The organism is Ruegeria sp. BG6 (genome assembly GCF_056538465.1).
On record NZ_JBQFTB010000003.1, the window covers coordinates 164,691 to 187,561 of the forward strand.

Here is a 22,871-nt window from a genome sequence, read left to right on the forward strand (position 1 = left end):
CACCTCTTGTCCGACGGCCTAGTTCGAGGTCAGCGTTATAGCAGCGCGCGCCTCAGGCTCAAGCCGGGGTCTGAGGCCCAGCAAGGGTGCGACCCGGCCGATCAGTTCGGCAGACACCGGGACGGCCGTCCAGCCTGCCGTGCGGCGTTTTTCGCCATAGGCCACGATCGACGGTTCATCGAGCGTGACGATCAGAACGTATTTCGGGTCGTAGGCCGGGAAGATCGTCGCAAAGGTGGCGATGACCTTGTCGTCATAGTAGCCCCCGCGCGGTTTTGGCTTGTCGGCGGTGCCGGTTTTGCCCGCGACATCATAGCCTGCAACTTCACCAAAGCTGGCAGTCCCGTCCGTCACGACCTTGCGCAACATCTTCTGGGCCTGCTGCGCCGCATTTTCCGACAGCACACGGGGCCCGTATTGCGGACCGTTCTTTCGCAGGATCGTGGGGCTGACATAGTGGCCGCCATTGGCTATCGACGCATACCCGGCCGCCAGATGCATGGGGCTGGTCGACAGACCGTGACCATATGAGATGGTGACGGTGCTCAATTCGCCCCATTTCTTGGGCTTCAGGGGCGCGCCACCTGCGGCCTCGACAATTTCGAAAGGGGTGGGTTCGAACATGCCCAGCGATTCAAGGAAATCCTGTTGCCGCTGTGCGCCAATTTGAAGGGCCAGACGCCCGGTGCCCCGGTTCGAACTGTGGACGATCACGTCCGCCACGCTGATCTTGCCGTAGTTCTTGCCGTTGAATTCACCAATCGGAAAGCGCCCGATCTTCATCGGACCCGAGGTGTCGATGATGGTGTTCGAATTCACCAGCCCAAGCTGTACTGCCTGCGCGGCTGTGAAAATCTTGAAGACCGATCCCAGTTCGTAGACACCCTGAACATAACGGTTGAACAGCGGGCTGTCCGAGGGATCAAACCCCGAAGTCGGCGGGCGCGGACGGTCATTGGGGTCAAAGGACGGCAGGGAGGCCGCCGAAATCACCTCACCCGTGTGGGCATTCATCAGGACAGCCGAAGCACCTTTGGCATTCATGATCTTCATGCCGCCGTAAAGCACCTGTTCGACCGCGGCCTGAACGGTCAGGTCCAGCGACAGTTGCAGCGGCTTGTTTCCGTTGGCCGGATCGCGCAGATACTCGTCAAACTGTTTTTCAACACCGGCAACGCCAATCACCTCAGCCGCGCTGACGCCTTCGCGACCAAACCCTGACCCACCGAGGATATGCGCGGCCAGCCTGCCGTTCGGATACAGCCGCATCTCGCGCGGGCCGAACAGGATGCCGGGGTCGCCGATGTCGTGCACCGCCTGCTTTTGCTCGGGCGAGATACGTTTCTTGATCCACAGAAACTTGCGGTTGCCGGTGAAATCCTTGACCAGACGATCCTTGTCGAGATCGGGGAAGATGGCCACAAGCTGATCGGCGGCGGCAACCGGGTCGATCATCAGCGGGGGCTGGGCATAGACCGAATAAGTGTCCAGATTGGTCGCCAGAATGCGCCCGTCGCGGTCGACAATATTGGCGCGCTGCATGGCGATGGCCGCACCGGGGGCGCTGGCCAGTGGCTCCTGCGCTTCGGACGTGGCAAGCATTCCCATCCGCACGCCAACGACCGAAAAAGCGCAAAAGAAGAACAGGCCAAGCACCAGAAGACGCCCTTCGGCACGGGCGCGGGCGCGGTCTTTCATGCTCTCGTGACGTTGGCGAATGTTCTCGCGCTCGATGGCCTTGGGGTTTTCGCCCCGGGCGCGGGCGTCAAGGATGCGCGCCAGTGGGCGCAGAGGCGTGCGGGTCATGGAAACTGTACCTCGCCCAGCGCCTGAATGCTTGTGATGGCCTGCAGTTCGATCGGATCAACGATCGGCAGGTCGGGGTCTTCGGCATAGGCGATCTGGTCGGCGCGCCCGAACTGCTCGGCCCGCAGCGGCAGCAGACCAAGCCGTTCAAAGTTCAAATCCGCCAGTTCGCGCAGCCGGTCAGGTCGGTTCAGATAGGCCCATTCGGCGTTCAGCACGGCCAGCCGAACCTGCGCCATGCCAATTTCACGTTGCAGACCCTGCGTTTCCTTCAGCACCTGCTGGGTGCGGTAATTCTCCTGATAGGCCCACAACGCCAGTCCGAACACGGACAGAGCAGTCAACACATACAGAACACTCTTCATCTTGCCCTTCCCCCCAGTTGCGGCATGCCGATTGCACGGGCGTCAATTTCCCCTGCAGGCGCCTCGGTTCGCACAGCCACACGCAGCTTGGCCGAGCGTGCGCGCGGGTTTTCCTGCAATTCCTGATCATCCGGCCCGACGGCCTTGCGGGTTTTCAGGGTAAATTGCGGCTGTTCCTGTTCCATCTCGGGCGCATAGCGATTGGCGCGGCCCGTTTTCCCTGCGCGCGCCTGGAAGAACCGCTTGACCATCCGGTCCTCGATGGAATGGAACGTCACAACGGCCAGTTGCCCGCCCGGTTTCAGCGCGCGTTCGGCGGCCATGAGGCCCTGAAACAGTTCCTCGTATTCGGCGTTCACGGCAATGCGCAGCCCCTGAAAGCTGCGGGTCGCCGGGTGCGACTGCCCCGGTTTCGGGCGCGGCAAGCAGGATTCGATGATTTCAACCAGACGCAGGGTCGTTGTGATCGGAGCATCCGTCCGCGCCCGTGCAATCGCTTTGGCGATGCGGCGGCTGGCACGTTCTTCGCCATAGTGAAACAGGATGTCGGCCAGTTGCGCCTCGGTTGCGATATTCACCAGATCGGCTGCGCTTTCGCCATCCTGACTCATCCGCATGTCCAGTGGACCGTCCTTCATGAACGAAAATCCACGCTCGGCCTGATCCAGCTGCATGGACGAAACACCAAGATCCAGCACGACACCGTCCAGATCCTGAGCGTATTCATCCAGTCGCGAGAAAACGCCCGGCTGCATCACCAGCCGGTCGCCGTAGTCACCCGCCCATCCGGCCGCCATCTCAAAAGCCAGCGGATCGCGATCGACACCGATAACCTTGTCGGCGCCAGCCTCGAGCAGCGCACGCGTGTACCCGCCCGCACCAAAGGTTCCGTCCAGCCAAACGCCCGAGACGGGCGCAACGGCGGCCAGCAAAGGACGCAGCAAAACGGGGATATGGGGTTTGTCGGAAGGGGACCCGGCGCCGGCCATGCCGTTACGCGTCCCCGACGCCGTCTAGGAACTCCAGAGGATCGAAGTCCTCGGGCTGATCGTCCAGCCAGTCTTCGGCCGCGGCCAGTTCTTCGGTCTCGTAGGTTTCGGGCTTCCAGATCTGGAACGTGTCGCCGGCGGCGATAAAGAAGGCCTCGTTCTCAAGCCCGATCTTGTTGCGCAGCTTGGCCGGCAGGACCAGACGCCCGGTTTCGTCGACCGTTGTCGGGAAGGACTGGCCATGGAACATACGCTGCAGCATCTTGCGCTGCATCGACCCGCGCGGCAGTGCATTAATCTTTTCGTCGACCTCGTCGATCGCCTGCATTGTATAACATTCAAGGAACTTGCGGCGGTGATCCCCGTAGACAATCACCAGTTCGGGGGTATCTCCAGGTTGCCAGTTGGGGTCCGAAGCCTCTAGCACACGGCGAAACGAGGCCGGGATCGATACCCTGCCCTTCGTATCCACCTTGTGGTGGCTTTCACCTCTGAACCTGCGCGCCAAGACGACTGTCCCTTTCGCTTGCGCCCCACTTGATCTTTACGCTCCCCCCTGATGAAAAACGGCGGGTTGATCTGCTGCCACTGATCAACCCGCCGCATTCGCCCGCTGTGCGGGGATGTCCAGCTGCGCGCGCCACCTGGGGGGATGTCTGCTCGCCCGCGCGCCGGATCTGTTAAGTGATGAAAGCGAGATGCCTGTATGAAACCTGATTATTTTTGGTCGGGGTCGTTTGGCGCCCCATCTGCCTCGTCCTCATCGGATGTATTAGGGATGACATGGGAAATCATGGAAATCAACAATTTTTTTGGGCACTGACGTATTCCGGACGCAATCCACACGCGGAAAATCAACATAGACTTCACCAATGAATACCATAAATAGACACTATTGGCCGACCGTACACAACATATCCACAGAATCTGCTCAGCCCAAATTGTCCCATGATTTCCCAGAAAACTTTAAACTCCCCTACTTCGGTTGGCGAAAAATCGGTATTTTGCCGAACACCGCCTCGAATCAACCGTGTCGAATGGCGCAACTACCCCACACACATCGCAAGAACACCGGCAGCCCATGAATTCCCATCCGGAATACAAGGGCCCCTTAACATGTGAATGTGCATGTGCCGAACGATCGGCCTGGACACCATTTCCATTCCTCCATCACGCCCATGCGCCGGAGAGCTTCACCCAAAAGCACACCCGCCGAAGCCCCAAAGGTGACCCTACGGCACCCGCTGCCCCTGGGCGCAACTGCCCCAACAATTTGATATCTATGCATTTGCTGCATAGCGGCATTGACGACGCCCGCTATTGTGCATCTGCAGCATTTGCCTATTTTCATCCTCAAGCAAACGCCGGAACACTTCGGCAAACGATCAAGTCAGAGGCATTGAAAATGGCAGTCGCAACCAACCACTCCGCGCTTGGCAATGCACCGGCAATCGGGCTGGTGGCACTGTTTGAAGCAGTAAAAACACGTTTTGTTCGCTATCGCCTGTACCGCCAGACACTCAACGAGCTGTCGGGCCTGTCGAACCGCGAACTGGCCGATCTGGGCCTGCAACGCTCGATGATCCGTCAACTGGCCCTGCAGGCCGCTGCGGATTACACCGCGCAGTAAGCGCACAACAGTTTACCGAGATCAGGTCCGTCCTCCTCCCTTTGGACCTGCATTTCGGCGGCGGCATCTCTCCTCCTCCCTGATGCTGCCGCCCCAAATACCGGCCCTGACAGCCGGGACATGACACATCGGGGCTCTCCTCCTCCCTACCCCGATGTTGAAAGCACGCGGCGACACTTATTCTCCTCCCTTGTGTCGCCGCGTCTTCCTCATACCGGGATCAGACCCGGGTTCGGATACATCGGGGCCTTCCTCCTCCCTGCCTCGATGTTGAAAAGAACGGCGGTTCCCCTTCCTCCTCCCTGGGAACCGCCGTTTTTTGTTTGTGCTTGTGTGTGTAAGGTGAAGCCGGAACCGAAGTTTCAGGAGTTTCCAATGGCTGCATATTTCATCGCCCAGATCACAATTCACGACCCAGACGGATACCAGAAATACCTTGAAGGGTTCATGCCGGTCTTTGACAGGCACGGAGGTCGCCTTCTGACCGTATCATCCAAACCAGTGGACGTGATCGAGGGCACCTGGGCTGAGGAAGGGATAGTCCTTATGGAGTTTCCGTCGATCGAAGCCGCAAAGGCATGGAAAGACGATCCCGACTACGTCGAACTGGCGAAAATCCGGCACGAGACCGCGACGGCAAACATGGTTCTGGTCGAAGGCCTTTAAAACGGAACGTCATCCTTGGCGGACAGAAAGCGCGAGACAACCTTCTTCATGCCCGCCTTGTCAAAATCGACCTCGACCTTGTCCCCTTCGATACCGATCACTGCGCCATAGCCAAATTTCTGGTGGAATACCCGTTCGCCCAGGGTGAAACTGGCCACCGCGGTCGCATCTATGACGGTGTTGCGGCTTTCGCGCGGTTGCGACATGCCATACTGACCCTGCCGCGCCTGCATCCGTTTCCAGCCGGGCGAGTTGTAAACGTTTGCTTCGGCGGCGCGGGTTTCGATCCCGGCCGTGGTCTGACCGCCACCGTAGAGACCCTGAGGCGTCAGAACCTCCACATGATCTTCGGGCAGCTCATCGATAAAGCGGGACGGCATCGAATTCTGCCACTGACCAAAAACGCGCCTGTTGGCGGCAAAGGATATCGTGCAGACCTCCTCCGCGCGGGTGATGCCGACATAGGCCAGCCGCCGTTCCTCCTCGAGACCCTTGAGGCCAGCTTCGTCCATCGACCGCTGCGAGGGGAACAACCCGTCCTCCCACCCCGGCAGGAACACGGCGGGAAATTCCAGACCTTTGGCGGCATGCAGGGTCATGATCGACACTTTCGCGCCATCCGATTCCTGCTCGTTATCCATCACCAGACTGACATGTTCCAGAAAGCCCTGCAGGTTTTCAAAATTGTCCAGCTGGTTGACCAGTTCCTTGAGGTTTTCCAACCGTCCCGGGGAATCTGGATTCTTGTCGTTCTGCCAGTGCGCCGTATAGCCGGATTCGTCGAGGATGATCTGCGCCAGTTCAATATGAGTATGTTCCGGTTCGCCAAAACGAATGGGAGCGGTGCCATCATCAATGACGGAATCGTCGTCAACCTCGATCCTTGGACCCCGGGTCATTGCGTTCCAGCGGGCCAGCCCATCGACAAGCTGGCGCAAGGCCGTGCCGCCCTTGCCCTTGATCAGCCCTTGTTCGACTGCGATCCGCGCGCCTTCGACCAGAGAGACGCCATTCTGTCGGGCGGTCGCCTGAATCGTCTGCTGCGCCTTGTCGCCGAGGCCACGTTTGGGCGTATTCACGATCCGCTCCAACGCCAGATCGTCTTCGGGGCTGATGACCAGCCGGAAATAGGCCATGGCATCGCGGATCTCCATCCGCTCATAGAATCGCGGACCGCCGATGACCTTGTAGGGCAGTCCAATAGTTAGAAAGCGGTCCTCGAAGGCACGCATTTGGTGGCTGGCGCGCACGAGAATGGCGATTTCATCAAGGTTCATCGGCCGCGCGCCACGGGTGCCGCCCTGCATCGCGTCGATTTCCTCGCCAATCCAGCGCGCTTCTTCTTCGCCATCCCAGTGGCCAATCAGCCGGACCTTTTCGCCGTCCTGCGCGTCGGTCCAAAGCTCTTTGCCCAGGCGATTTTCATTGCCGCGAATGACATTCGACGCGGCGGCAAGGATATGCGGGGTCGAGCGGTAGTTCTGTTCCAGCCGGACGACATAGGCACCGGGGAAGTCTTTCTCGAACCGCAGAATGTTGCCAACCTCGGCCCCGCGCCAGCCATAGATCGACTGATCATCATCGCCCACGCAACAGATGTTCTTGTGACCGCCCGCCAGCAACCGCAGCCACAAGTACTGGGCGATGTTGGTGTCCTGATACTCGTCCACCAGAATGTAACGGAACCACCGCTGGTATTGTTCCAGCACATCCGCATGTGCCTGAAAGATCGTGACCATGTGCAAAAGCAGATCACCGAAATCCACCGCGTTCAGCTCGCGCAGACGGGTCTGGTACTGGGCGTAAAGGTCGACGCCCTTGTGATTATAGGCTCCGGCATCAGCAGCAGGTATCTTGTCGGGTGTCAGTGCACGGTTTTTCCAGTCATCGATGATTCCCGCCAGCATCCGCGCAGGCCAGCGTTTGTCGTCGATATTGGCCGCCTGAACCAGTTGCTTGAGCAGGCGCAGCTGGTCGTCGCTGTCCAGAATCGTGAAGTTCGATTTCAGCCCCGCAAGTTCGGCGTGGCGACGCAGCAGCTTGACGCAAATCGAATGGAACGTGCCAAGCCAAGGCATCCCTTCGGCGGGCTGGCCGAGCAGGCGGCCGACACGCTCTTTCATTTCACGCGCAGCCTTGTTGGTGAATGTCACCGACAAGATCTCGTTGGGGCGCGCGCGACCGGTATTCAGCAGGTGCGCGATCCGGGTCGTGAGAGCCTTGGTCTTGCCGGTCCCTGCCCCGGCCAGCATCAGAACCGGACCGTCAAGCCGTTCAACCGCATCGCGCTGCGCCGGGTTGAGATCATCCAGATAAGGCACGGCACGCGCGGCCAATGCCTTTTGGGACAGCGATGCGCCCTCGAAGGCGTCCATTTCGTCAAAACTGCTCATGCCCCCAAACTACGCCGGATGCGGCCCGAGGGAAAGGGTTTGTTCACGGCTTGTTCACAAAGAAATCGCAGAAGATAATATACTGGTTTCCAGACAAAACCTTTGTGTACATCCGGCGTTCTTACCTTTCTGCAAAAGCTTGTTTCTGATGCCCGGTCCATTGCTGTGGGAGAGCATATGACGAAGCAGGCGACATGGGCAGTGCGAAGTTCGCGGCTGAAAATTGTAGGTGTTATGCTGATGCTCAGCGCCCTAACGGCGGCTGCGGGTTGGGGGATTTACGCCGTACCCGCGCGAAGGATGTCCAGCTCACCTTCAATACCACTGTCGAAGATAATTGGCAGGTCCGTCGATGCCTTGACCCGCGCAGAAAAAGTACGGCTGGCGGTTGAATCCGTTGCGGTCAGATATAGTGAAAAATCCCTGCCCCGCATTACGATTTCGGTTGGCGTCGCCTATTGCCCGGCGCACGAAGTCATGCCGCAGGATCTTCCGCGCGGCGGATGAAGCGCTCTATACCGCCAAGGACCGGGGCCGAATTCAGGTGCAGGTCGCCAGTTCCGCGTCCTGCGGCGCAGACATCGGGGACAGCCAGGTTCGGAACAAGGGGGCCAAAATCAAACCGTCGTCCTCGACAGCCGCTTGAAAAACTTGCCGAATCGCGCGGCAAATCGGATCAATCCTCATGGACCTGCACAGTGCATATCCCGGCATTGCCGATTTGAAACGACTTGCGCGGCGTCGGTTACCGCGCTTTGTCTGGGAATTTGTGGAAAGTGGCACCGGCGCTGAAACCCTGATCCAGCGCAACCGCGAAGCGCTGGACCGGGTTACACTGACCCCGTCGATCCTGCATGGCGAACTGGAGTTCGACACAAGCAAGAAGCTGCTGGATCACGACTGCGCCCTGCCGTTCGGTATCGCCCCCATTGGAATGTCGGGGTTGGTCTGGCCGGATGCCGAAGGCATTCTGGCCCGCGCTGCGGCCACGGCCAACATTCCCTACACCTTGTCTACGGTCGCCAGCCAGATGCCCGAAGATCTGGCCGGCCACATCGGCGAAAACGCCTGGTTTCAATTGTATCCGCCACGGGATCCCGACATCCGCACAGATATGCTGGCCCGCGCGCGCGATGCGGGATTCCGGACGCTGGTGCTGACTGCGGATGTACCGGTTGCATCTCGGCGCGAACGGCAGGTGCGGTCCGGGTTGACACATCCGCCAAGGCTGACGCCGCGCCTGCTGGCGCAGATTTCGCGATGCCCGGCCTGGGCCATGGGGATGCTGCGTAAGGGACCACCCAGAATGCGCACGCTCGAGAAGTATTCGGACAGTAGCCTCAACCTCCCTCCTACGGCACATATCGGGTATCTTCTGAGAACGTCGCCGGACATGGAGTACGTATCCTGGCTGCGCGACAACTGGGATGGCGCATTTGTCGTGAAAGGCGTCCTGCGGCCGGAAGATGCCGTGTCGCTGCAAAAGGCCGGCGTTGACGCAATATGGGTGTCGAATCACGGCGGCCGTCAGTTTGACGGCGCGCCCGCCAGTATCGACGCGCTACCGGCCATACGCGCAGCGACGGACCTGCCGATTATCTTTGACAGTGGTATTGAAGGTGGGCTGGACATCCTTCGCGCGCTGGCCCTTGGCGCGGATTTTGTCATGCTGGGGCGCGGGTTTCTCTTTGGTCTGGCGGCGTTAGGCGAACGCGGCCCCGCTCATGTCATCGACATCCTGCGGCAGGATCTGAAGGCCAATATGGGCCAGTTGGGCCTTGCAAGTTTACAAAATGTGACATCTGCAATCACAAATATTGATGCTGCATCGCAGCATGTGTAAGTAGATTGCGCCAACAGGCGGCGTTTGCGAGCGATAACATGCCGGTTCTACCCAGAACGACTGATATACGTGCGCTTATTGTCCGCCTATGAACACGGCCACACCATAAAGACCGGGACCTGACATGACCGACTTCAAAAAGATCCTGATCGCCAATCGCGGCGAGATTGCTATTCGCGTGATGCGCGCGGCCAACGAGATGGACAAACGCACCGTTGCCGTCTTTGCCGAGGAGGACAAGCTTGGCCTGCATCGCTTTAAAGCGGATGAGGCATATCGCATTGGCGAGGGGATGGGGCCGGTTGCCGCCTATCTGAGCATAGACGAGATCATCCGTGTCGCCAAAGAATGCGGAGCGGATGCGATCCATCCGGGCTATGGCCTGCTATCGGAGAACCCGGACTTCGTGGATGCCTGCGTCCAGAACGGCATCACCTTCATCGGCCCCAAGGCCGAGACCATGCGCGCGCTTGGCGACAAGGCCAGTGCCCGTCGTGTCGCCATCGAGGCAGGAGTTCCGGTGATCCCTGCGACAGAGGTTTTGGGCGATGACATGGACGCGATCCGCAAGGAAACCGCCGAGATCGGCTATCCGCTTATGCTCAAGGCGTCCTGGGGCGGCGGCGGGCGCGGTATGCGCCCGATCGAGTCCGAGGACGAACTGGAAGAGAAAGTCCTGGAAGGTCGTCGCGAAGCCGAAGCCGCGTTCGGCAATGGCGAGGGTTATCTGGAAAAGATGATCACCCGCGCCCGGCACGTCGAAGTGCAGATTCTGGGCGACAAGCATGGCGAGATCTACCATCTCTACGAACGCGACTGTTCGGTCCAGCGCCGGAACCAGAAGGTCGTGGAACGCGCGCCCGCTCCTTATCTAAGCGAAGAACAGCGTGCCGAAATCTGTGAACTGGGCCGCAAGATCTGTGCCCATGTGAACTATGAATGCGCTGGCACCGTCGAATTCCTGATGGATATGGAAACCGGCAAGTTCTACTTCATCGAGGTGAACCCGCGCGTGCAGGTGGAACACACCGTCACCGAGGAAGTCACCGGTATCGACATCGTACAAGCCCAGATCCTGATCGCCGAGGGCAAGACGCTGGCCGAAGCGACCGGGGCCGCCAGCCAGTCGGACGTTCAACTAAACGGCCACGCACTGCAGACCCGGATCACCACAGAGGACCCGCAGAACAACTTTATCCCCGATTATGGCCGCATCACCGCATACCGCTCTGCCACCGGCATGGGCATTCGTCTGGATGGCGGCACAGCCTATGCGGGCGGGGTAATCACGCGGTATTACGACTCGCTGCTGACCAAGGTTACAGCCTGGGCTCCGACACCTGAAAAGGCGATCAGCCGGATGGACCGCGCGTTGCGTGAATTCCGCATACGCGGCGTCAGCACCAATATCGACTTTGTCATCAACCTGCTGAAGCACCCGACTTTCCTGTCGAACGAATACACCACCAAGTTCATCGACACGACGCCAGACCTGTTCCAGTTCAAACGCCGTCGGGATCGGGGCACCAAGGTTCTGACCTATATCGCGGACATTACCGTGAACGGGCACCCCGAGACCAAGGATCGTCCCGAACCGCGCGCCGATCTGAAAGAGGCCAGACCCCCTGCCCTGAAGGGTGAGCCCAAAATGGGCACCCGCAACCTGCTGGAGCAGAAGGGCCCGCAGGCCGTGGCCGACTGGATGAAAGCGCAGCGGCAGTTGCTGATCACCGACACCACCATGCGCGACGGTCACCAATCCCTGCTGGCGACCCGGATGCGGTCGATCGACATGATCAAGGTGGCACCGACCTATGCGGCGAACCTGCCGCAACTGTTCAGTGTTGAATGCTGGGGCGGCGCGACCTTTGATGTGGCCTATCGCTTTCTTCAGGAATGCCCGTGGCAGCGTCTGCGTGACCTGCGCGAGGCGATGCCGAACCTGATGACACAGATGCTTCTGCGCGGCGCGAACGGTGTTGGCTATACCAACTACCCCGACAACGTGGTGCAGGAGTTTGTGCGTCAGGCCTCGAAGAATATCGACGTCTTCCGCGTATTCGACTCGCTGAACTGGGTCGAGAACATGCGCGTGGCCATGGATGCGGTGGTTGAAAACGGCAAGATCTGTGAAGGCACAGTCTGCTATACCGGTGACATTCTGGACCCCGATCGCGCCAAGTATGACCTGAAATACTATGTCGGCATGGCGAAAGAGCTGCGCGACGCAGGTGCGCACATTCTGGGTCTGAAGGACATGGCAGGCCTGCTGAAACCGGCCTCGGCCAAAATCCTGATCCGCGCGCTGAAGGAAGAGGTCGGCTTGCCGATCCACTTCCACACCCATGACACCGCCGGCATCGCCAGCGCCACCATTCTGGCCGCGTCCGAGGCCGGCGTGGACGCGGTGGATTGCGCGATGGACAGCTTCAGTGGCAACACCAGCCAGGCGACGCTGGGCACCGTTGTCGAGGCGCTGCGCCATACCGAACGCGACACCGGGCTGGATATCAAGGCGATCCGCGAGATCAGCGATTACTTTGAGGCGGTGCGCGGCCAATATGCGGCCTTTGAATCCAGCCTGCAGGCCCCCGCCTCCGAGGTGTATCTGCACGAGATGCCCGGCGGCCAATTCACCAACCTCAAGGCACAGGCACGCTCTTTGGGGCTGGAAGAGCGCTGGCACGAGGTGGCGCAGATGTATGCCGACGTGAACCAGATGTTCGGGGACATCGTTAAGGTGACGCCGTCCTCCAAGGTGGTCGGTGACATGGCGCTGATGATGGTCAGTCAGGGGTTGACCCGTGCCGACGTGGAAAGCGCCGAAACGGATGTGGCCTTCCCGGATTCTGTCGTCGACATGATGCGCGGCAATCTGGGTCAGCCTCCGGGCGGGTTCCCCGACACGATCATCAAGAAGGTCCTCAAGGACGAAGCGCCCAATACCCAGCGCCCCGGCAAGGACGTTCCCGCCGTGGATCTTGAGGCCACCCGCGCCGAACTGTCCAAGCAACTGGAAGGCAAAGAGGTCGATGACGAGGATCTGAACGGATACCTGATGTATCCCAAGGTCTTCCTGGACTACATGGGCCGCCACCGGGTTTACGGCCCGGTCCGCACCCTGCCCACGCGCACCTTCTTCTACGGCATGGAGCCCGGGGAAGAGATCACGGCGGAAATCGATCCGGGCAAAACGCTGGAAATCCGCTGTCAGGCGATTGGTGAAACCGATGAAAAGGGCGAGGTCAAAGTTTTCTTTGAACTCAATGGTCAGCCCCGTGTCATCCGGGTGCCGAACCGTCTGGTGACCTCGACCACGCAGGCCCGGCCCAAGGCCGAGGCGGGCAACCCCAACCATATCGGCGCACCGATGCCGGGCGTAGTCGCGACCGTTTCAGTCACCGCCGGTCAGGAGGTCAAGGAAGGCGACCTGCTGCTGACCATCGAAGCGATGAAGATGGAAACCGGCATCCATGCCGAACGCGATGCGGTGGTCAAAGCGGTTCACATTCAGCCCGGCGGCCAGATTGACGCAAAGGACCTTTTGGTCGAACTGGAATAAGCCGACAAACAGGTTAATGTCAGCCGGGCCGCGCAGGACACTGCGCGGCCCTTTTTCATGCCCCTGCGGAGCCACGCTATGCTGACCATTACCCCGATCTACGCCGCGCTGATTGCCCTCCTGTTTCTCGCGCTCAGCCTTAACGTCATCCGGCAGCGGTTTATGGGGCAAATCTCGGTCGGCGACGGCGGTAACAAGGCGCTGATCAAGGCCATCCGCACGCATTCCAACTGCGTCGAATACGCGCCGTTCACGTTGTTGCTGATCGCCATGGCCGAAATTCAAGGTGCGGGGGGCGTTCTGGTCAACCTGATGAGTTTGGCGATTCTGTCCGGACGATTGCTGCATGCCTACGGATTCGGGCGTACACCTCAGATCGTGATTCTGCGCCGGACGGGAATGTTGCTGACATTTGCCGCCATTCTGGTCGCTGCGGTCACCAACCTCGTGCTGGCACTTTAGGATCAGCCGGCCAGCACCTTGACTTCAACCGGGCATGCAGGCTGCCATATCTGTTGGGCGGTCTGCCCTTTGTCGCCACCGGCCTGCGCCACGATGCCCGCCATGAACATCGAAACAACCAGCACCGAGAGTTTCAGGGTTTCTTTCGGGTTCATCTGTCACCTCCGCCGTTCTTTCCTGACGTGTTCAGACAGTTGAACGGATGGGGTCCGGATTTCCGTCGCCAGAAAAGAAATTTTGCGGAAGATGCGTTTTTCCTCTTGCAGCTTTGCGCCAGAATTTATACTTCACGCCTCACTCAACGGCGCGGGCGTAGCTCAGGGGTAGAGCATAACCTTGCCAAGGTTAGGGTCGGGCGTTCGAATCGCCTCGCCCGCTCCATTGAGAGGTCTTTGGACCACATATGTATCTGATGCGGGCGTAGCTCAGGGGTAGAGCATAACCTTGCCAAGGTTAGGGTCGGGCGTTCGAATCGCCTCGCCCGCTCCAGATACCAACCTCCCTTAAATTTCTGGTTCTTTGTTATCTGCTGCGGCATTCTCGGGTCGCACGCAATCACGACGGAGATGCGCCATGCCAGAATACGTAATTCGCGCTCTGACAGCGGATGAGGTCCAGACGGCTGTTGATTGGGCCGCCCGCGAAGGTTGGAACCCCGGCCTTCACGACGCGGTGTGTTTCCGCAGCTCCGATCCCGAAGGGTTCAAGGGCGGATTTCTGGATGGCAAGATGATCGCGTCGGCCTCGGCGGTGAATTACGACGACACCTATTCGTTCCTGGGCTTTTACATCGTCCTGCCCGAATATCGCGGATCGGGCTACGGGATGCAGGTTGCCGAGGCCGTCAAGGCGCATTGCGAACATCGGAACATGGGCATGGACGGGGTCGTCGAACAGCAGGACAATTACCGGAAGTTCGGGTTCGAGCTGGCTTATGACAACTACCGCTTTTCGGGCACAGCGGGTGAAATCCTCAACGCCCTGGGCCGTTCCGGCCACGGTCAGGTTTCACTGATCGACACACTTACGGATGAGCTGAAGTCTTATGATCGGGGCCTGTTCCCTGCCCCGCGCGACACGTTCCTGCAGGCCTGGCTGGATGCACCCAACCATACCTCGCGGGTGTTTGAGGCAGGCGGCCGGATCAGAGGCTATGCAACGCTGCGCCGATGTTTGGCCGGGTACAAGGTCGGGCCATTGTTTGCGGACACACCCGAGATCGCGCAGGCGCTTTTGGTGTCGCTGCTGATGACGCTTCCGGCTGACCGGATGAATGCCGAGGTCTTTATCGACATGCCCAACCCCAACACGCAGGCGATGGCGATGGCGCAACAACTGGGATTGACCAAAGTGTTCGAAACCGGCCGCATGTATTCCAGCCACGCGCCGGAAATTGATCTGCACCGTATCTATGGGATCACGACGTTCGAGCTGGGGTAACGTTCAGAACGCCTTGAACGTCATCGTGGTCAGGGATCGTTCGATATTGGGAATCACCAGCAGGTTTTCGTTGATGAAGTGCCCTACATCCTGGGTTTCGGGGATATAGAGTTTCAGCAGCAGGTCGTATTCGCCGCTGGTCGAGTAAAGCTCGGAATGGATTTCGCGCAGGGCGATTTCTTCGGCGACCTTGTACGTGGAACCGGGTTTGCAGCGGATCTGGATGAAAACGCAGGTGGACATGGGGTTGACCCTGTTTGTTGAGTTGCGCGCAGGCTGGCATGGGCCGCGCCCGGGCGCAATCCCCTGCAACAGTTTGGCGCGCATGTGATGCTTGGTCTGGATATGCCCGGCGATCCCCGTCTATAAGCGCGCTTGTATCAAAAGGAATTCGCCCATGCGCAGCGCAAAGATCAGCCGTCAGACCGCCGAGACTGAGATCACGGTCGAGGTCAATCTGGACGGCACCGGCCAGTATGAAAATCAGACCGGCGTTGGCTTCTTCGATCACATGCTGGACCAACTGGCGCGCCATTCGCTTATCGACATGACGATCCGCGCCAAGGGCGATTATCACATCGACGATCACCACACGGTCGAGGACACAGGCATCGCACTGGGTCAGGCGCTGACGCAGGCATTGGACGACAAGAAGGGTATCCGCCGCTATGGCGAGTGCCACCTGCCGATGGATGACGCTCAGGTGCGCTGTGCGCTGGATCTGTCGGGCCGTCCGTTCCTGATCTGGAACGTGGATTTGCCGACACCCAAGATCGGGACCTTCGACACCGAACTGGTGCGCGAGTTCTTTCAGGCGCTCAGCACCCATGGTGGTATCACCCTGCATATCGACCAGTTACACGGTTTCAACAGCCACCATATCGCCGAGGCGGCCTTCAAGGCGGTTGCCCGTGCCCTTCGGCTGGCGGTTGAGACCGACCCGCGCAAGGCCGATGCGATTCCGTCGACCAAAGGCGCATTGTAGATGCTGACTGCCATCATCGACTACGAAAGCGGCAATCTGCATTCCGCTGAAAAGGCGTTTCAGCGCATGGCGCGTGAACTGGATGCGGGTGAGGTCGTCGTGACCTCGGACGCAGATGTTGTCGCGCGGGCCGATCGGCTGGTCCTGCCCGGCGATGGTGCGTTTCCAGCCTGTGCAGCCGAACTGCGCGGCCATAAGGGTATCTATGACGCGATGGTCGAGGCGGTCGAACAAAAGGGTCGCCCGTTTCTGGGTATCTGTGTGGGCATGCAGCTGATGGCCTCGAAAGGCCATGAATACCGTGAAACCGATGGTTTGGATTGGATCGCGGGCGACGTGGTTCGGATCGAGCCGTCAGACCATACGTTGAAAGTACCACATATGGGCTGGAACGATCTGGTTCTGGAAAGCAGACACCCGGTGTTTGAAGGGGTGAAATCAGGCGATCACGCCTATTTCGTGCACTCCTACCATTTCCGCGTGACGGACCCGGCGCAGCGGTTAGCCTATGTGGATTACGGCCAAGAGGTCACGGCCGCGATTGGCCGTGACACGATGGTCGGGATGCAATTCCACCCTGAGAAAAGCCAGGATGTCGGCCAGCGTATGATCGGAAATTTCCTGACCTGGGCTCCGTGACGGCCTATTGCACGCGTGTCCAGGTTTGCCCGCGGCAGATCAGGCCACCGGCAACGCAACCTTTCACGGTCAGCTGGTTCTGGCTGTCCAGCGTCATTTTTGAGTTGTAGGTCTTGTCGCGGTCTGGCGCCCAGATCTTGCCGTTGTCATAGGCCCCGCCACCTTCCGGAACCATGTCCCAGATAATCTGTTTGCCCAAATTCTCGTAGTCCAGCTGCTCATCGCCGTTGGCGTCAAACGCCGTGTCGATGGTGCCGCAGACGGCACTGCCGCACGATCCGATGGAAACATGCAGATACCCGCCGGTGTCACCGGGCTGCGTCTTCCAGATGCCATCAACCGGATCGGCCGCATAAGCGCTGCTTGCCAAGGCGGCAAACCCTGCGGCCAGAACGAATTTCTTCATGATATCCTCCCTGTTTTGCAAGCAATCTGGCGCGCCGGTCGCCGTCGGGCAAGATTGACTTTGCGTCGCGTTGCATCCCCTGCCCTGTGTGTGCGATATCCCGCGCGGATAACATTGATATAGGGCCGCCCGACATGATCCTCTACCCCGCCATCGACCTAAAAGACGGCCAGGCCGTGCGCCTGCTGCGCGGTGAAATGGACAAGGCCACGGTGTTCAACGAAGACCCCGCCGCGCAAGCCCGCGCCTTCGTCGAAGCGGGTTGCGAGTGGCTGCATCTGGTCGATCTGAATGGCGCCTTCGCAGGGGAACCCGTCAATGCCGCTCCGGTCGAGGCGATTTTGAAGGCCTGTGATGTGCCCGCCCAACTGGGTGGCGGCATTCGTGACATGGCAACAATCGAAACATGGCTCGACAAGGGGCTCGCGCGCGTCATTCTGGGCACTGTCGCCGTCGAGAACCCCGATCTGGTGCGTCAAGCGGCACAAGAGTTCCCCGGCCATGTAGCCGTCGGTATTGACGCACGCAATGGCATGGTCGCCACCAAGGGCTGGGCCGAAGAAACCGATGTGCAGGTCACGGATCTTGCCCGAAGCTTCGAGGATGCGGGTGTTGCCGCGATCATCTACACCGACATCAACCGCGACGGAGCGATGCAGGGCCCCAATATCGAGGCCACAGCGGCACTGGCCCGCGCCGTGTCGATCCCGGTCATCGCATCGGGCGGTGTCAGCTCGCTGGACGACCTGATCGCCTTGCGCGATTGCGGGGTCGAACTTAACGGCGCAATCTCCGGCCGGGCGCTCTATGACGGCGCGATCGATCTGAACGAGGCCATTCGCGCCCTGAGCTGACTACTGGGCGGCGACCGATGTCAGCTTGGCCAGCGCCCCGCGCATTTTCTCGATGACCGGGGATTTCTCGACCGCATCAAGTTCGTCCATGGTCTCTTTCGGGTCTTCATAGGCCAGCCAGACCTGCCCGTTTTCGTCCTCGTAGGCCTGCACTTTCAGCGGCAGAAACAGACCTGCGCGCGGGTCGGCCTGCATGGCAGGTGTGCCCAGCGCCGGATTGCCGAAGATCAGCACCTGATTTGCCGGGATGGTCATACCCACCTTCTCGGCGCCCGCTGCGTGATCGACACGCGCGAAAACCGCGGCGCCCGCATTGCCAACTGCGGCCTCGAGCGCGTCCATCGCCTCGGACACGGATTTAGCCGTCTCTACTTTGATGATATCGTCTGCCATCGCGGCGACAGCTCCTGTGAATATGAATGTGGTCGTCAAAAAGAGGTTACGCATCTCATTGATCTCCTGATGAAATAAGGACCAGTTTTCACAGGTTCGAGAGATGTGGCAATCACAAGTCTGGCATCGGCGGGGCTTTGCCGTTAGAGGTGCGCCAACAAAGGACATGCCATGCTGAAAACACGGATCATTCCCTGCCTTGATGTTGCCGATGGCCGCGTGGTTAAGGGCGTCAATTTCGTAGGCTTGCGCGATGCGGGCGACCCGGTGGAATCGGCCAAGGCTTATGATGCCGCCGGCGCGGACGAAATCTGCTTTCTGGATATTCACGCCACCCATGAAAACCGGGGCACCATGTTCGATGTGGTGCAGCGCACGGCGGAACAGTGTTTTGTTCCGCTGACGGTGGGCGGTGGTGTCCGCACCAGGGAAGATGTCCGCGCGCTGCTGCTGGCAGGTGCCGACAAGGTCAGTTTCAACTCGGCCGCCGTGGCGAACCCGGATGTTGTGGCCGAGGCCGCCGATCAGTTTGGCAGCCAGTGCATCGTGGTCGCCATCGATGCCAAAACGGTCAGTCCCGGCAAGTGGGAGATCTTTACCCACGGGGGGCGCAAACCAACCGGCATTGACGCGGTCGAGTTTGCAAGAACCGTGGTCGGCAAGGGCGCAGGGGAAATCCTGCTGACCTCGATGGATCGTGACGGCACCAAATCCGGGTTCAACCTGCCCCTGACCCGCGCGATCTCGGACGCGGTGGATGTACCGGTGATCGCATCGGGCGGGGTCGGCAATCTGGATCATCTGGTCGAAGGCGTGACCGAAGGCGGTGCCAGCGCGGTATTGGCGGCTTCGATCTTCCATTTCGGAGAATACACCATCCGCGAGGCCAAGGAACACATGGCCGCCGCAGGCATCCCGATGAGGCTGACATGAGCATTCTGCACGAACTGGCCGCAACCATCGAAACGCGCAAGGGAACCGACCCCGAGTTGAGCTGGACCGCCAAACTGCTTGCCAAGGGCCCCGAAAAGTGTGCCGAGAAGTTCGGCGAAGAGGCCATCGAGGCCATCATCGAAGCCATCAAGGGCGATCGGGCCAGACTGACGTCCGAGGCGGCGGATGTACTGTATCACCTGCTGGTGATGCTGGCCGCCCGTGATGTGGCGCTGGATGACGTTCTGAACGAGCTTGCCCGGCGTCAGGGCATCAGCGGCATTGCCGAAAAAGCGGCGCGTCCCAAGGGCTAAGCGTGGGTTTCTTGCGCTGCTCCTGCCCGCTATAGTGCTGTGTCAGAGTGCCACGGATCAGGGAACGCGCGCGATGATCAGAGCATTGGTTTTTGTGGCGACGCTTGCCATCCTGGCGGCCTGTTCTGCGCCGCCCCGTTCCACCGGGGACGAGGTTCAACGGCTGGCAGCGAAAATCCAAAGCCTCGGACCCGATATCGACCCCGCAGAAGCGCAGCGCGCGGCGCGGGTCGCCTACAGCTACACCGCGCAGTTGGTCGAGGAATATGAAATCACCGACCCGCCGCTGATCCATAACGCAAAGGTCAATAAGGGCTTGCGTCCGCGCGGATTGTGCTGGCACTGGGCCGAAGACATTGAACGGCGCCTAAAACAGGAAGAGTTCGAAACACTGACCCTGCACCGCGCCATCGCCAATGCCGACAATCCGTTCCGAATCGACCACTCGACCGCCATTATCAGCCGACGCGGAGAAACCATGTACGAAGGGATCGTGCTGGACCCGTGGCGGTATGGTGGAGTGCTGTACTGGGGACCTTTGGTCGAGGACACACGTTACGAGTGGGTCCCGCGCGATCAGGTTCTGGAAAAGCGGCGACTGGGACAGGTTGCCCGGCTGAAAACGGCAGGCGGCGGCTGACGGTCACAGCTTTGAGGATATGATCCCGGTGGCAAACCCGCCCATGCGCAATTCCCCGAAAAGCCGCTGATATTCGATTTTCGGGCATCGGTTCATGACCACATCGACACCTCTGGCCTGCGCGACTGCCGCCGCGCCGTAATGTTCGACACCGATCTGCATCCAGACTGTCCTGAGCTTTGGAAAAGCCTGCAAAGCCTCGTCCACAATCGGTGGCACGGCTTCGGATCTGCGAAATATGTCCACCATGTCGACAGGTTCGGAAATATCCGACAGCGACGCATGAACGGTCTGACCGAACAATTGCTTCCCTGCATGTCCCGGATTGACCGGAATGACCCGGTATCCTTTCAGCGAAAGGTATCGCGCCACGTAATAACTGGGCCGCACCGGGTTCATCGACACCCCGACGACCGCCACAACTTTGGTGCGTTGCAGGATGCCTTTCAGGAACTCATCGGAATAATCTGCCATGAGGGCACCCTAATCGCTGCGTTCAAAATAAAAAAGCGCCCAGGTCGGACCTGAGCGCCAGTTGTTGGAACGAGGGACAGTGAAATGACCCGCGGCAGTTCCGTTCCGCGGTCACTGTGACATTTAGGCATGAGTTCGGCAAAAAAAAGAGGGTGCGCGCATTTTTGTGATGACAGATCAAAAAAAACGCGAAGTTTCGCCTGTCACTTGTACAGAACCGAGGGCCAGTGCTCCTCGGCCATGCGAATGTTCAGCGCCATGTCTTCCTGCCACACTTTCTCGATCGCGAGCGAATGCACCAAATAAAGCCTGCCATCCACGACCCTCCACGCCATTGGGTCGGTGCTGGACAGAAGACCCAGAGCCATAGCATAAGCGCAATATCCGCCGAACTGAGGCGCAAAGGCACGCGGATCACGCTCGAACCGCTCCTGGTTCTCGGCTGATGCGAAATGCCATTCAACGCCTTTCCACATCAACGAATGCTCGGCGTGGCCCAGCACCGGTGCGTCATCCACGAAATAGGACACGGGATCATAGCCCGCCATTGCGGCACCATCTGTGGCAAAATAGACGGGCGCATCCTGCGCCTGGACGGCAGGTGCGAACATGATAGCGGCCATTGCGCCAATGAAGAAACGTCGGGTCAGCATCGTCGGTCTGAGTTCTTAGAATTCGAGACCGTCAAAATGCAACTTTTTCAGCGCCATGAAACCCCCCTTGACGCGGTTGTGAACACCCGTGTCGCCGAAGAAACAAGTCAGTCGAAGATATCTTCGATCACATCCCAGGCTTCATCCAGCACGCGCGAGAATACACCTTTTTTCCGTTTCTTGTATTTGTATTTCGGCGTTCGGGCCTTGGACTTGGCCGGACGCACTTGCCTTTCTTCCGTCAGCTTTCGTTTGGGCAACATCTTGAGGTCGTGCAGGGGGGCGCCACAACTGGAACAGCTGAGCTCGTGACGTTGTTTTCCCTGCAGAACCAGCGCGGCACGCGTGCCGCAGTAACAGCAAGTGGCAATTTTCGACGGGCTGGGAATGACGCTCTCCTGTTATTTGTGCCTCGATGCATATAGGGCAATCGCAGCCGCATTTGAGACGTTGAGCGACCCGAAACCGCCCGCTGCGTCAATTTTCACCAGATGATCGACCGTTTCCTTGGTTTTCTGCCGCAAACCGGGGCCTTCGGCACCCAACACCAGTGCAACCGGCCGGTCCAGCTTGCCGGCCAACGTGGTTTCGATGGTCTGATCCGCCTCGCCGTCCAGCCCCAGCACCAGAAACCCCATATTCTGCAGCTCGACGATTGCGTCCGCCAGATTGCGCACCCGCAGATAGGGCTGGCGTTCGAGCGCGCCGCTGGCGGTTTTCGCCAGCGCTCCGGTTTCCGGCGCCGAATGGTGGCGTGTGCCGACAACAGCGCTTGCACCCAGCACCTCGGCCGAGCGCAGAATCGCCCCGACGTTGTGCGGATCGGTGACCCGGTCCAGCAGAATGACACGCGGGTGTTCACGACCGATGCAGTTTTCGGCCAGCCCACCCCAGTCCAGCGGCTTGACCTCAAGCGCCGCGCCCTGATGCACCGACCCCGGATCGATCGGCGCGGTGAACTTGCGTGGATCAACCAGCTCGGCTTCAATTCCTGCAAATTCAATGGCTTCCGCCAGCTTGGCCTGCGCGTTCAGGGTCACGATCAGACGCAATTTCTGACGCTTCGGGTTCATGAGCGCGTCACGGACGGCGTGCAGTCCGAACAACCAGACAGTCTCGGACGCGGCTGCTTTGCGCGCCTGTTCCTTTTCGACGACCCATTTGGGTTTCTTCATTTTAAGGGCCTCCGGGCCGGGAATTCGGTTTCCTGCGCCAAAGCGGAATTTTCCTGTTGACGCACCTTTAAGGCGCTAGTAATCACGCCTCCACGTCAGGTGCAACGCCTGACAGTGGGCGACAGGCCGCAAGGTGTGGCAGGGGACTGTAACTCCCTCGCGGAGACGCACGCCTGGTTCGATTCCAGGGTCGCCCACCACTTCTTCAAGCAACTGAAATTGAGAACTTTGTGTGTGGCACCCGTCCGG

Annotated in this window: 26 protein-coding genes and 3 tRNA genes; 16 read left to right on the forward strand and 13 right to left on the reverse strand. The window is 59.6% G+C overall.

The annotated features are described in order from the left end of the window. Positions 1 to 18: 18 nt before the first annotated feature. Genes ACR0JW_RS07755 through mraZ form a run of 4 tightly spaced genes read right to left on the reverse strand, consistent with a single transcriptional unit; the run spans position 19 to position 3,668 of the window. Complete coding sequence (locus ACR0JW_RS07755) at positions 19 to 1,806, reverse strand: peptidoglycan D,D-transpeptidase FtsI family protein (protein WP_170677956.1); 1,788 nt, start codon at positions 1,804 to 1,806, stop codon at positions 19 to 21. Beyond that, the gene (gene ftsL, locus ACR0JW_RS07760) at positions 1,803 to 2,171 is read right to left on the reverse strand and encodes a cell division protein FtsL (protein ID WP_170615212.1); all 369 of its coding nucleotides are present in this window, start codon (positions 2,169 to 2,171) and stop codon (positions 1,803 to 1,805) included. The genes ACR0JW_RS07755 and ftsL overlap by 4 nt, the downstream gene beginning before the upstream one ends. Next, positions 2,168 to 3,160 carry a 16S rRNA (cytosine(1402)-N(4))-methyltransferase RsmH gene (rsmH, locus tag ACR0JW_RS07765; protein ID WP_170677958.1) on the reverse strand — a complete coding sequence of 331 codons (993 nt, stop codon included), beginning with the start codon at positions 3,158 to 3,160 and terminating at the stop codon, positions 2,168 to 2,170. Before rsmH ends, ftsL begins: the two co-directional genes overlap by 4 nt. Before the next feature lie 4 nt (positions 3,161 to 3,164). Next, positions 3,165 to 3,668, reverse strand: a complete 504-nt coding sequence (gene mraZ, locus ACR0JW_RS07770) for a division/cell wall cluster transcriptional repressor MraZ (protein ID WP_170677960.1) — start codon at positions 3,666 to 3,668, stop codon at positions 3,165 to 3,167. An 897-nt stretch (positions 3,669 to 4,565) separates the two neighbouring features. Between mraZ and ACR0JW_RS07775 the strand changes: the two genes are divergently transcribed. Continuing rightward, positions 4,566 to 4,790 (forward strand): DUF1127 domain-containing protein, encoded by a 225-nt coding sequence (locus ACR0JW_RS07775; protein WP_170677962.1) that lies wholly within the window; start codon positions 4,566 to 4,568, stop codon positions 4,788 to 4,790. A 375-nt stretch (positions 4,791 to 5,165) separates the two neighbouring features. Then, positions 5,166 to 5,456 (forward strand): DUF1330 domain-containing protein, encoded by a 291-nt coding sequence (locus tag ACR0JW_RS07780; protein ID WP_170677964.1) that lies wholly within the window; start codon positions 5,166 to 5,168, stop codon positions 5,454 to 5,456. Here ACR0JW_RS07780 and ACR0JW_RS07785 read toward each other — a convergent pair. Then, positions 5,453 to 7,849 (reverse strand): ATP-dependent helicase, encoded by a 2,397-nt coding sequence (locus tag ACR0JW_RS07785; protein ID WP_480713782.1) that lies wholly within the window; start codon positions 7,847 to 7,849, stop codon positions 5,453 to 5,455. The genes ACR0JW_RS07780 and ACR0JW_RS07785 overlap by 4 nt on opposite strands. Positions 7,850 to 8,026: 177 nt before the next feature. On the opposite strand from ACR0JW_RS07785, the gene ACR0JW_RS07790 reads away from it, so the two are divergent. The 4 genes from ACR0JW_RS07790 to ACR0JW_RS07805 all read left to right on the forward strand — a co-directional run bounded on the left by ACR0JW_RS07790 (position 8,027) and on the right by ACR0JW_RS07805 (position 13,716). Further along, positions 8,027 to 8,356, forward strand: coding sequence for a hypothetical protein (locus ACR0JW_RS07790; protein ID WP_480713783.1), 330 nt, complete (start codon positions 8,027 to 8,029; stop codon positions 8,354 to 8,356). A gap of 178 nt (positions 8,357 to 8,534) precedes the next feature. Continuing rightward, a complete protein-coding gene (locus ACR0JW_RS07795) occupies positions 8,535 to 9,692 on the forward strand; it encodes an alpha-hydroxy acid oxidase (protein WP_480713784.1) in 1,158 nt (385 codons plus the stop codon). A gap of 124 nt (positions 9,693 to 9,816) precedes the next feature. Continuing rightward, positions 9,817 to 13,254 (forward strand): pyruvate carboxylase, encoded by a 3,438-nt coding sequence (locus ACR0JW_RS07800; protein ID WP_480713785.1) that lies wholly within the window; start codon positions 9,817 to 9,819, stop codon positions 13,252 to 13,254. 78 nt (positions 13,255 to 13,332) lie between these two features. Further along, a complete protein-coding gene (locus tag ACR0JW_RS07805) occupies positions 13,333 to 13,716 on the forward strand; it encodes an MAPEG family protein (RefSeq protein ID WP_170677972.1) in 384 nt (127 codons plus the stop codon). A gap of 2 nt (positions 13,717 to 13,718) precedes the next feature. Here the strand turns inward: ACR0JW_RS07805 and ACR0JW_RS07810 are convergent, their stop codons facing one another. Further along, positions 13,719 to 13,871 (reverse strand): hypothetical protein, encoded by a 153-nt coding sequence (locus ACR0JW_RS07810; RefSeq protein WP_170615191.1) that lies wholly within the window; start codon positions 13,869 to 13,871, stop codon positions 13,719 to 13,721. 151 nt (positions 13,872 to 14,022) lie between these two features. Here ACR0JW_RS07810 and ACR0JW_RS07815 point away from each other — a divergent pair. The 3 genes from ACR0JW_RS07815 (at position 14,023) to ACR0JW_RS07825 (ending at position 15,156) form a co-directional block, all read left to right on the forward strand. Further along, a tRNA-Gly gene (locus ACR0JW_RS07815) sits at positions 14,023 to 14,097 on the forward strand. Positions 14,098 to 14,130: 33 nt separating this feature from the next. Next, positions 14,131 to 14,205 (forward strand) — tRNA-Gly (locus tag ACR0JW_RS07820). An 84-nt stretch (positions 14,206 to 14,289) separates the two neighbouring features. Then, on the forward strand, positions 14,290 to 15,156 hold the full coding sequence (locus tag ACR0JW_RS07825) for a GNAT family N-acetyltransferase (protein ID WP_170677974.1): 867 nt from the start codon (positions 14,290 to 14,292) through the stop codon (positions 15,154 to 15,156). Positions 15,157 to 15,159: 3 nt separating this feature from the next. Here ACR0JW_RS07825 and ACR0JW_RS07830 read toward each other — a convergent pair whose 3' ends face one another. After that, positions 15,160 to 15,399: an Lrp/AsnC ligand binding domain-containing protein gene (locus ACR0JW_RS07830; RefSeq protein ID WP_170678573.1), complete on the reverse strand. Its 240-nt coding sequence runs from the start codon at positions 15,397 to 15,399 to the stop codon at positions 15,160 to 15,162. 154 nt (positions 15,400 to 15,553) lie between these two features. Between ACR0JW_RS07830 and hisB the strand changes: the two genes are divergently transcribed. Next, positions 15,554 to 16,141 carry an imidazoleglycerol-phosphate dehydratase HisB gene (gene hisB / locus ACR0JW_RS07835; protein ID WP_170619696.1) on the forward strand — a complete coding sequence of 196 codons (588 nt, stop codon included), beginning with the start codon at positions 15,554 to 15,556 and terminating at the stop codon, positions 16,139 to 16,141. Beyond that, positions 16,142 to 16,780, forward strand: a complete 639-nt coding sequence (gene hisH, locus ACR0JW_RS07840) for an imidazole glycerol phosphate synthase subunit HisH (RefSeq protein ID WP_170677976.1) — start codon at positions 16,142 to 16,144, stop codon at positions 16,778 to 16,780. Positions 16,781 to 16,784: 4 nt separating this feature from the next. Here hisH and ACR0JW_RS07845 read toward each other — a convergent pair whose 3' ends face one another. Beyond that, entirely contained in the window at positions 16,785 to 17,186 is a 402-nt protein-coding gene (locus ACR0JW_RS07845; RefSeq protein ID WP_170615181.1) for a DUF2147 domain-containing protein, read from the reverse strand. Positions 17,187 to 17,320: 134 nt separating this feature from the next. Between ACR0JW_RS07845 and hisA the strand changes: the two genes are divergently transcribed. Continuing rightward, a complete protein-coding gene (gene hisA, locus ACR0JW_RS07850) occupies positions 17,321 to 18,040 on the forward strand; it encodes a 1-(5-phosphoribosyl)-5-[(5-phosphoribosylamino)methylideneamino]imidazole-4-carboxamide isomerase (protein ID WP_170615179.1) in 720 nt (239 codons plus the stop codon). On the opposite strand, the gene ACR0JW_RS07855 is transcribed toward hisA, so the two are convergent. Next, complete coding sequence (locus ACR0JW_RS07855) at positions 18,041 to 18,487, reverse strand: DUF302 domain-containing protein (RefSeq protein ID WP_480713786.1); 447 nt, start codon at positions 18,485 to 18,487, stop codon at positions 18,041 to 18,043. It abuts the gene before it with no gap. Positions 18,488 to 18,604: 117 nt separating this feature from the next. On the opposite strand from ACR0JW_RS07855, the gene hisF reads away from it, so the two are divergent. The 3 genes from hisF to ACR0JW_RS07870 all read left to right on the forward strand — a co-directional run bounded on the left by hisF (position 18,605) and on the right by ACR0JW_RS07870 (position 20,320). Beyond that, positions 18,605 to 19,366, forward strand: coding sequence for an imidazole glycerol phosphate synthase subunit HisF (gene hisF, locus ACR0JW_RS07860; protein WP_170677978.1), 762 nt, complete (start codon positions 18,605 to 18,607; stop codon positions 19,364 to 19,366). Then, entirely contained in the window at positions 19,363 to 19,680 is a 318-nt protein-coding gene (locus tag ACR0JW_RS07865; RefSeq protein WP_170677980.1) for a phosphoribosyl-ATP diphosphatase, read from the forward strand. Before hisF ends, ACR0JW_RS07865 begins: the two co-directional genes overlap by 4 nt. Positions 19,681 to 19,753: 73 nt before the next feature. Further along, entirely contained in the window at positions 19,754 to 20,320 is a 567-nt protein-coding gene (locus ACR0JW_RS07870; RefSeq protein ID WP_170677982.1) for a hypothetical protein, read from the forward strand. A gap of 3 nt (positions 20,321 to 20,323) precedes the next feature. Here the strand turns inward: ACR0JW_RS07870 and ACR0JW_RS07875 are convergent, their stop codons facing one another. From ACR0JW_RS07875 to rlmB, 4 genes are all read right to left on the reverse strand, one after another. Continuing rightward, complete coding sequence (locus ACR0JW_RS07875; RefSeq protein ID WP_170677984.1) at positions 20,324 to 20,794, reverse strand: CoA-binding protein; 471 nt, start codon at positions 20,792 to 20,794, stop codon at positions 20,324 to 20,326. Between the two features lie 203 nt (positions 20,795 to 20,997). Beyond that, a complete protein-coding gene (locus ACR0JW_RS07880) occupies positions 20,998 to 21,447 on the reverse strand; it encodes a YHS domain-containing (seleno)protein (RefSeq protein ID WP_170615169.1) in 450 nt (149 codons plus the stop codon). Between the two features lie 107 nt (positions 21,448 to 21,554). Further along, on the reverse strand, positions 21,555 to 21,836 hold the full coding sequence (locus ACR0JW_RS07885) for a hypothetical protein (RefSeq protein WP_170615442.1): 282 nt from the start codon (positions 21,834 to 21,836) through the stop codon (positions 21,555 to 21,557). 12 nt (positions 21,837 to 21,848) lie between these two features. After that, complete coding sequence (rlmB, locus tag ACR0JW_RS07890; protein ID WP_170677986.1) at positions 21,849 to 22,622, reverse strand: 23S rRNA (guanosine(2251)-2'-O)-methyltransferase RlmB; 774 nt, start codon at positions 22,620 to 22,622, stop codon at positions 21,849 to 21,851. Between the two features lie 116 nt (positions 22,623 to 22,738). Between rlmB and ACR0JW_RS07895 the strand changes: the two genes are divergently transcribed. Beyond that, positions 22,739 to 22,822 (forward strand) — tRNA-Tyr (locus tag ACR0JW_RS07895). Positions 22,823 to 22,871: the final 49 nt, after the last annotated feature.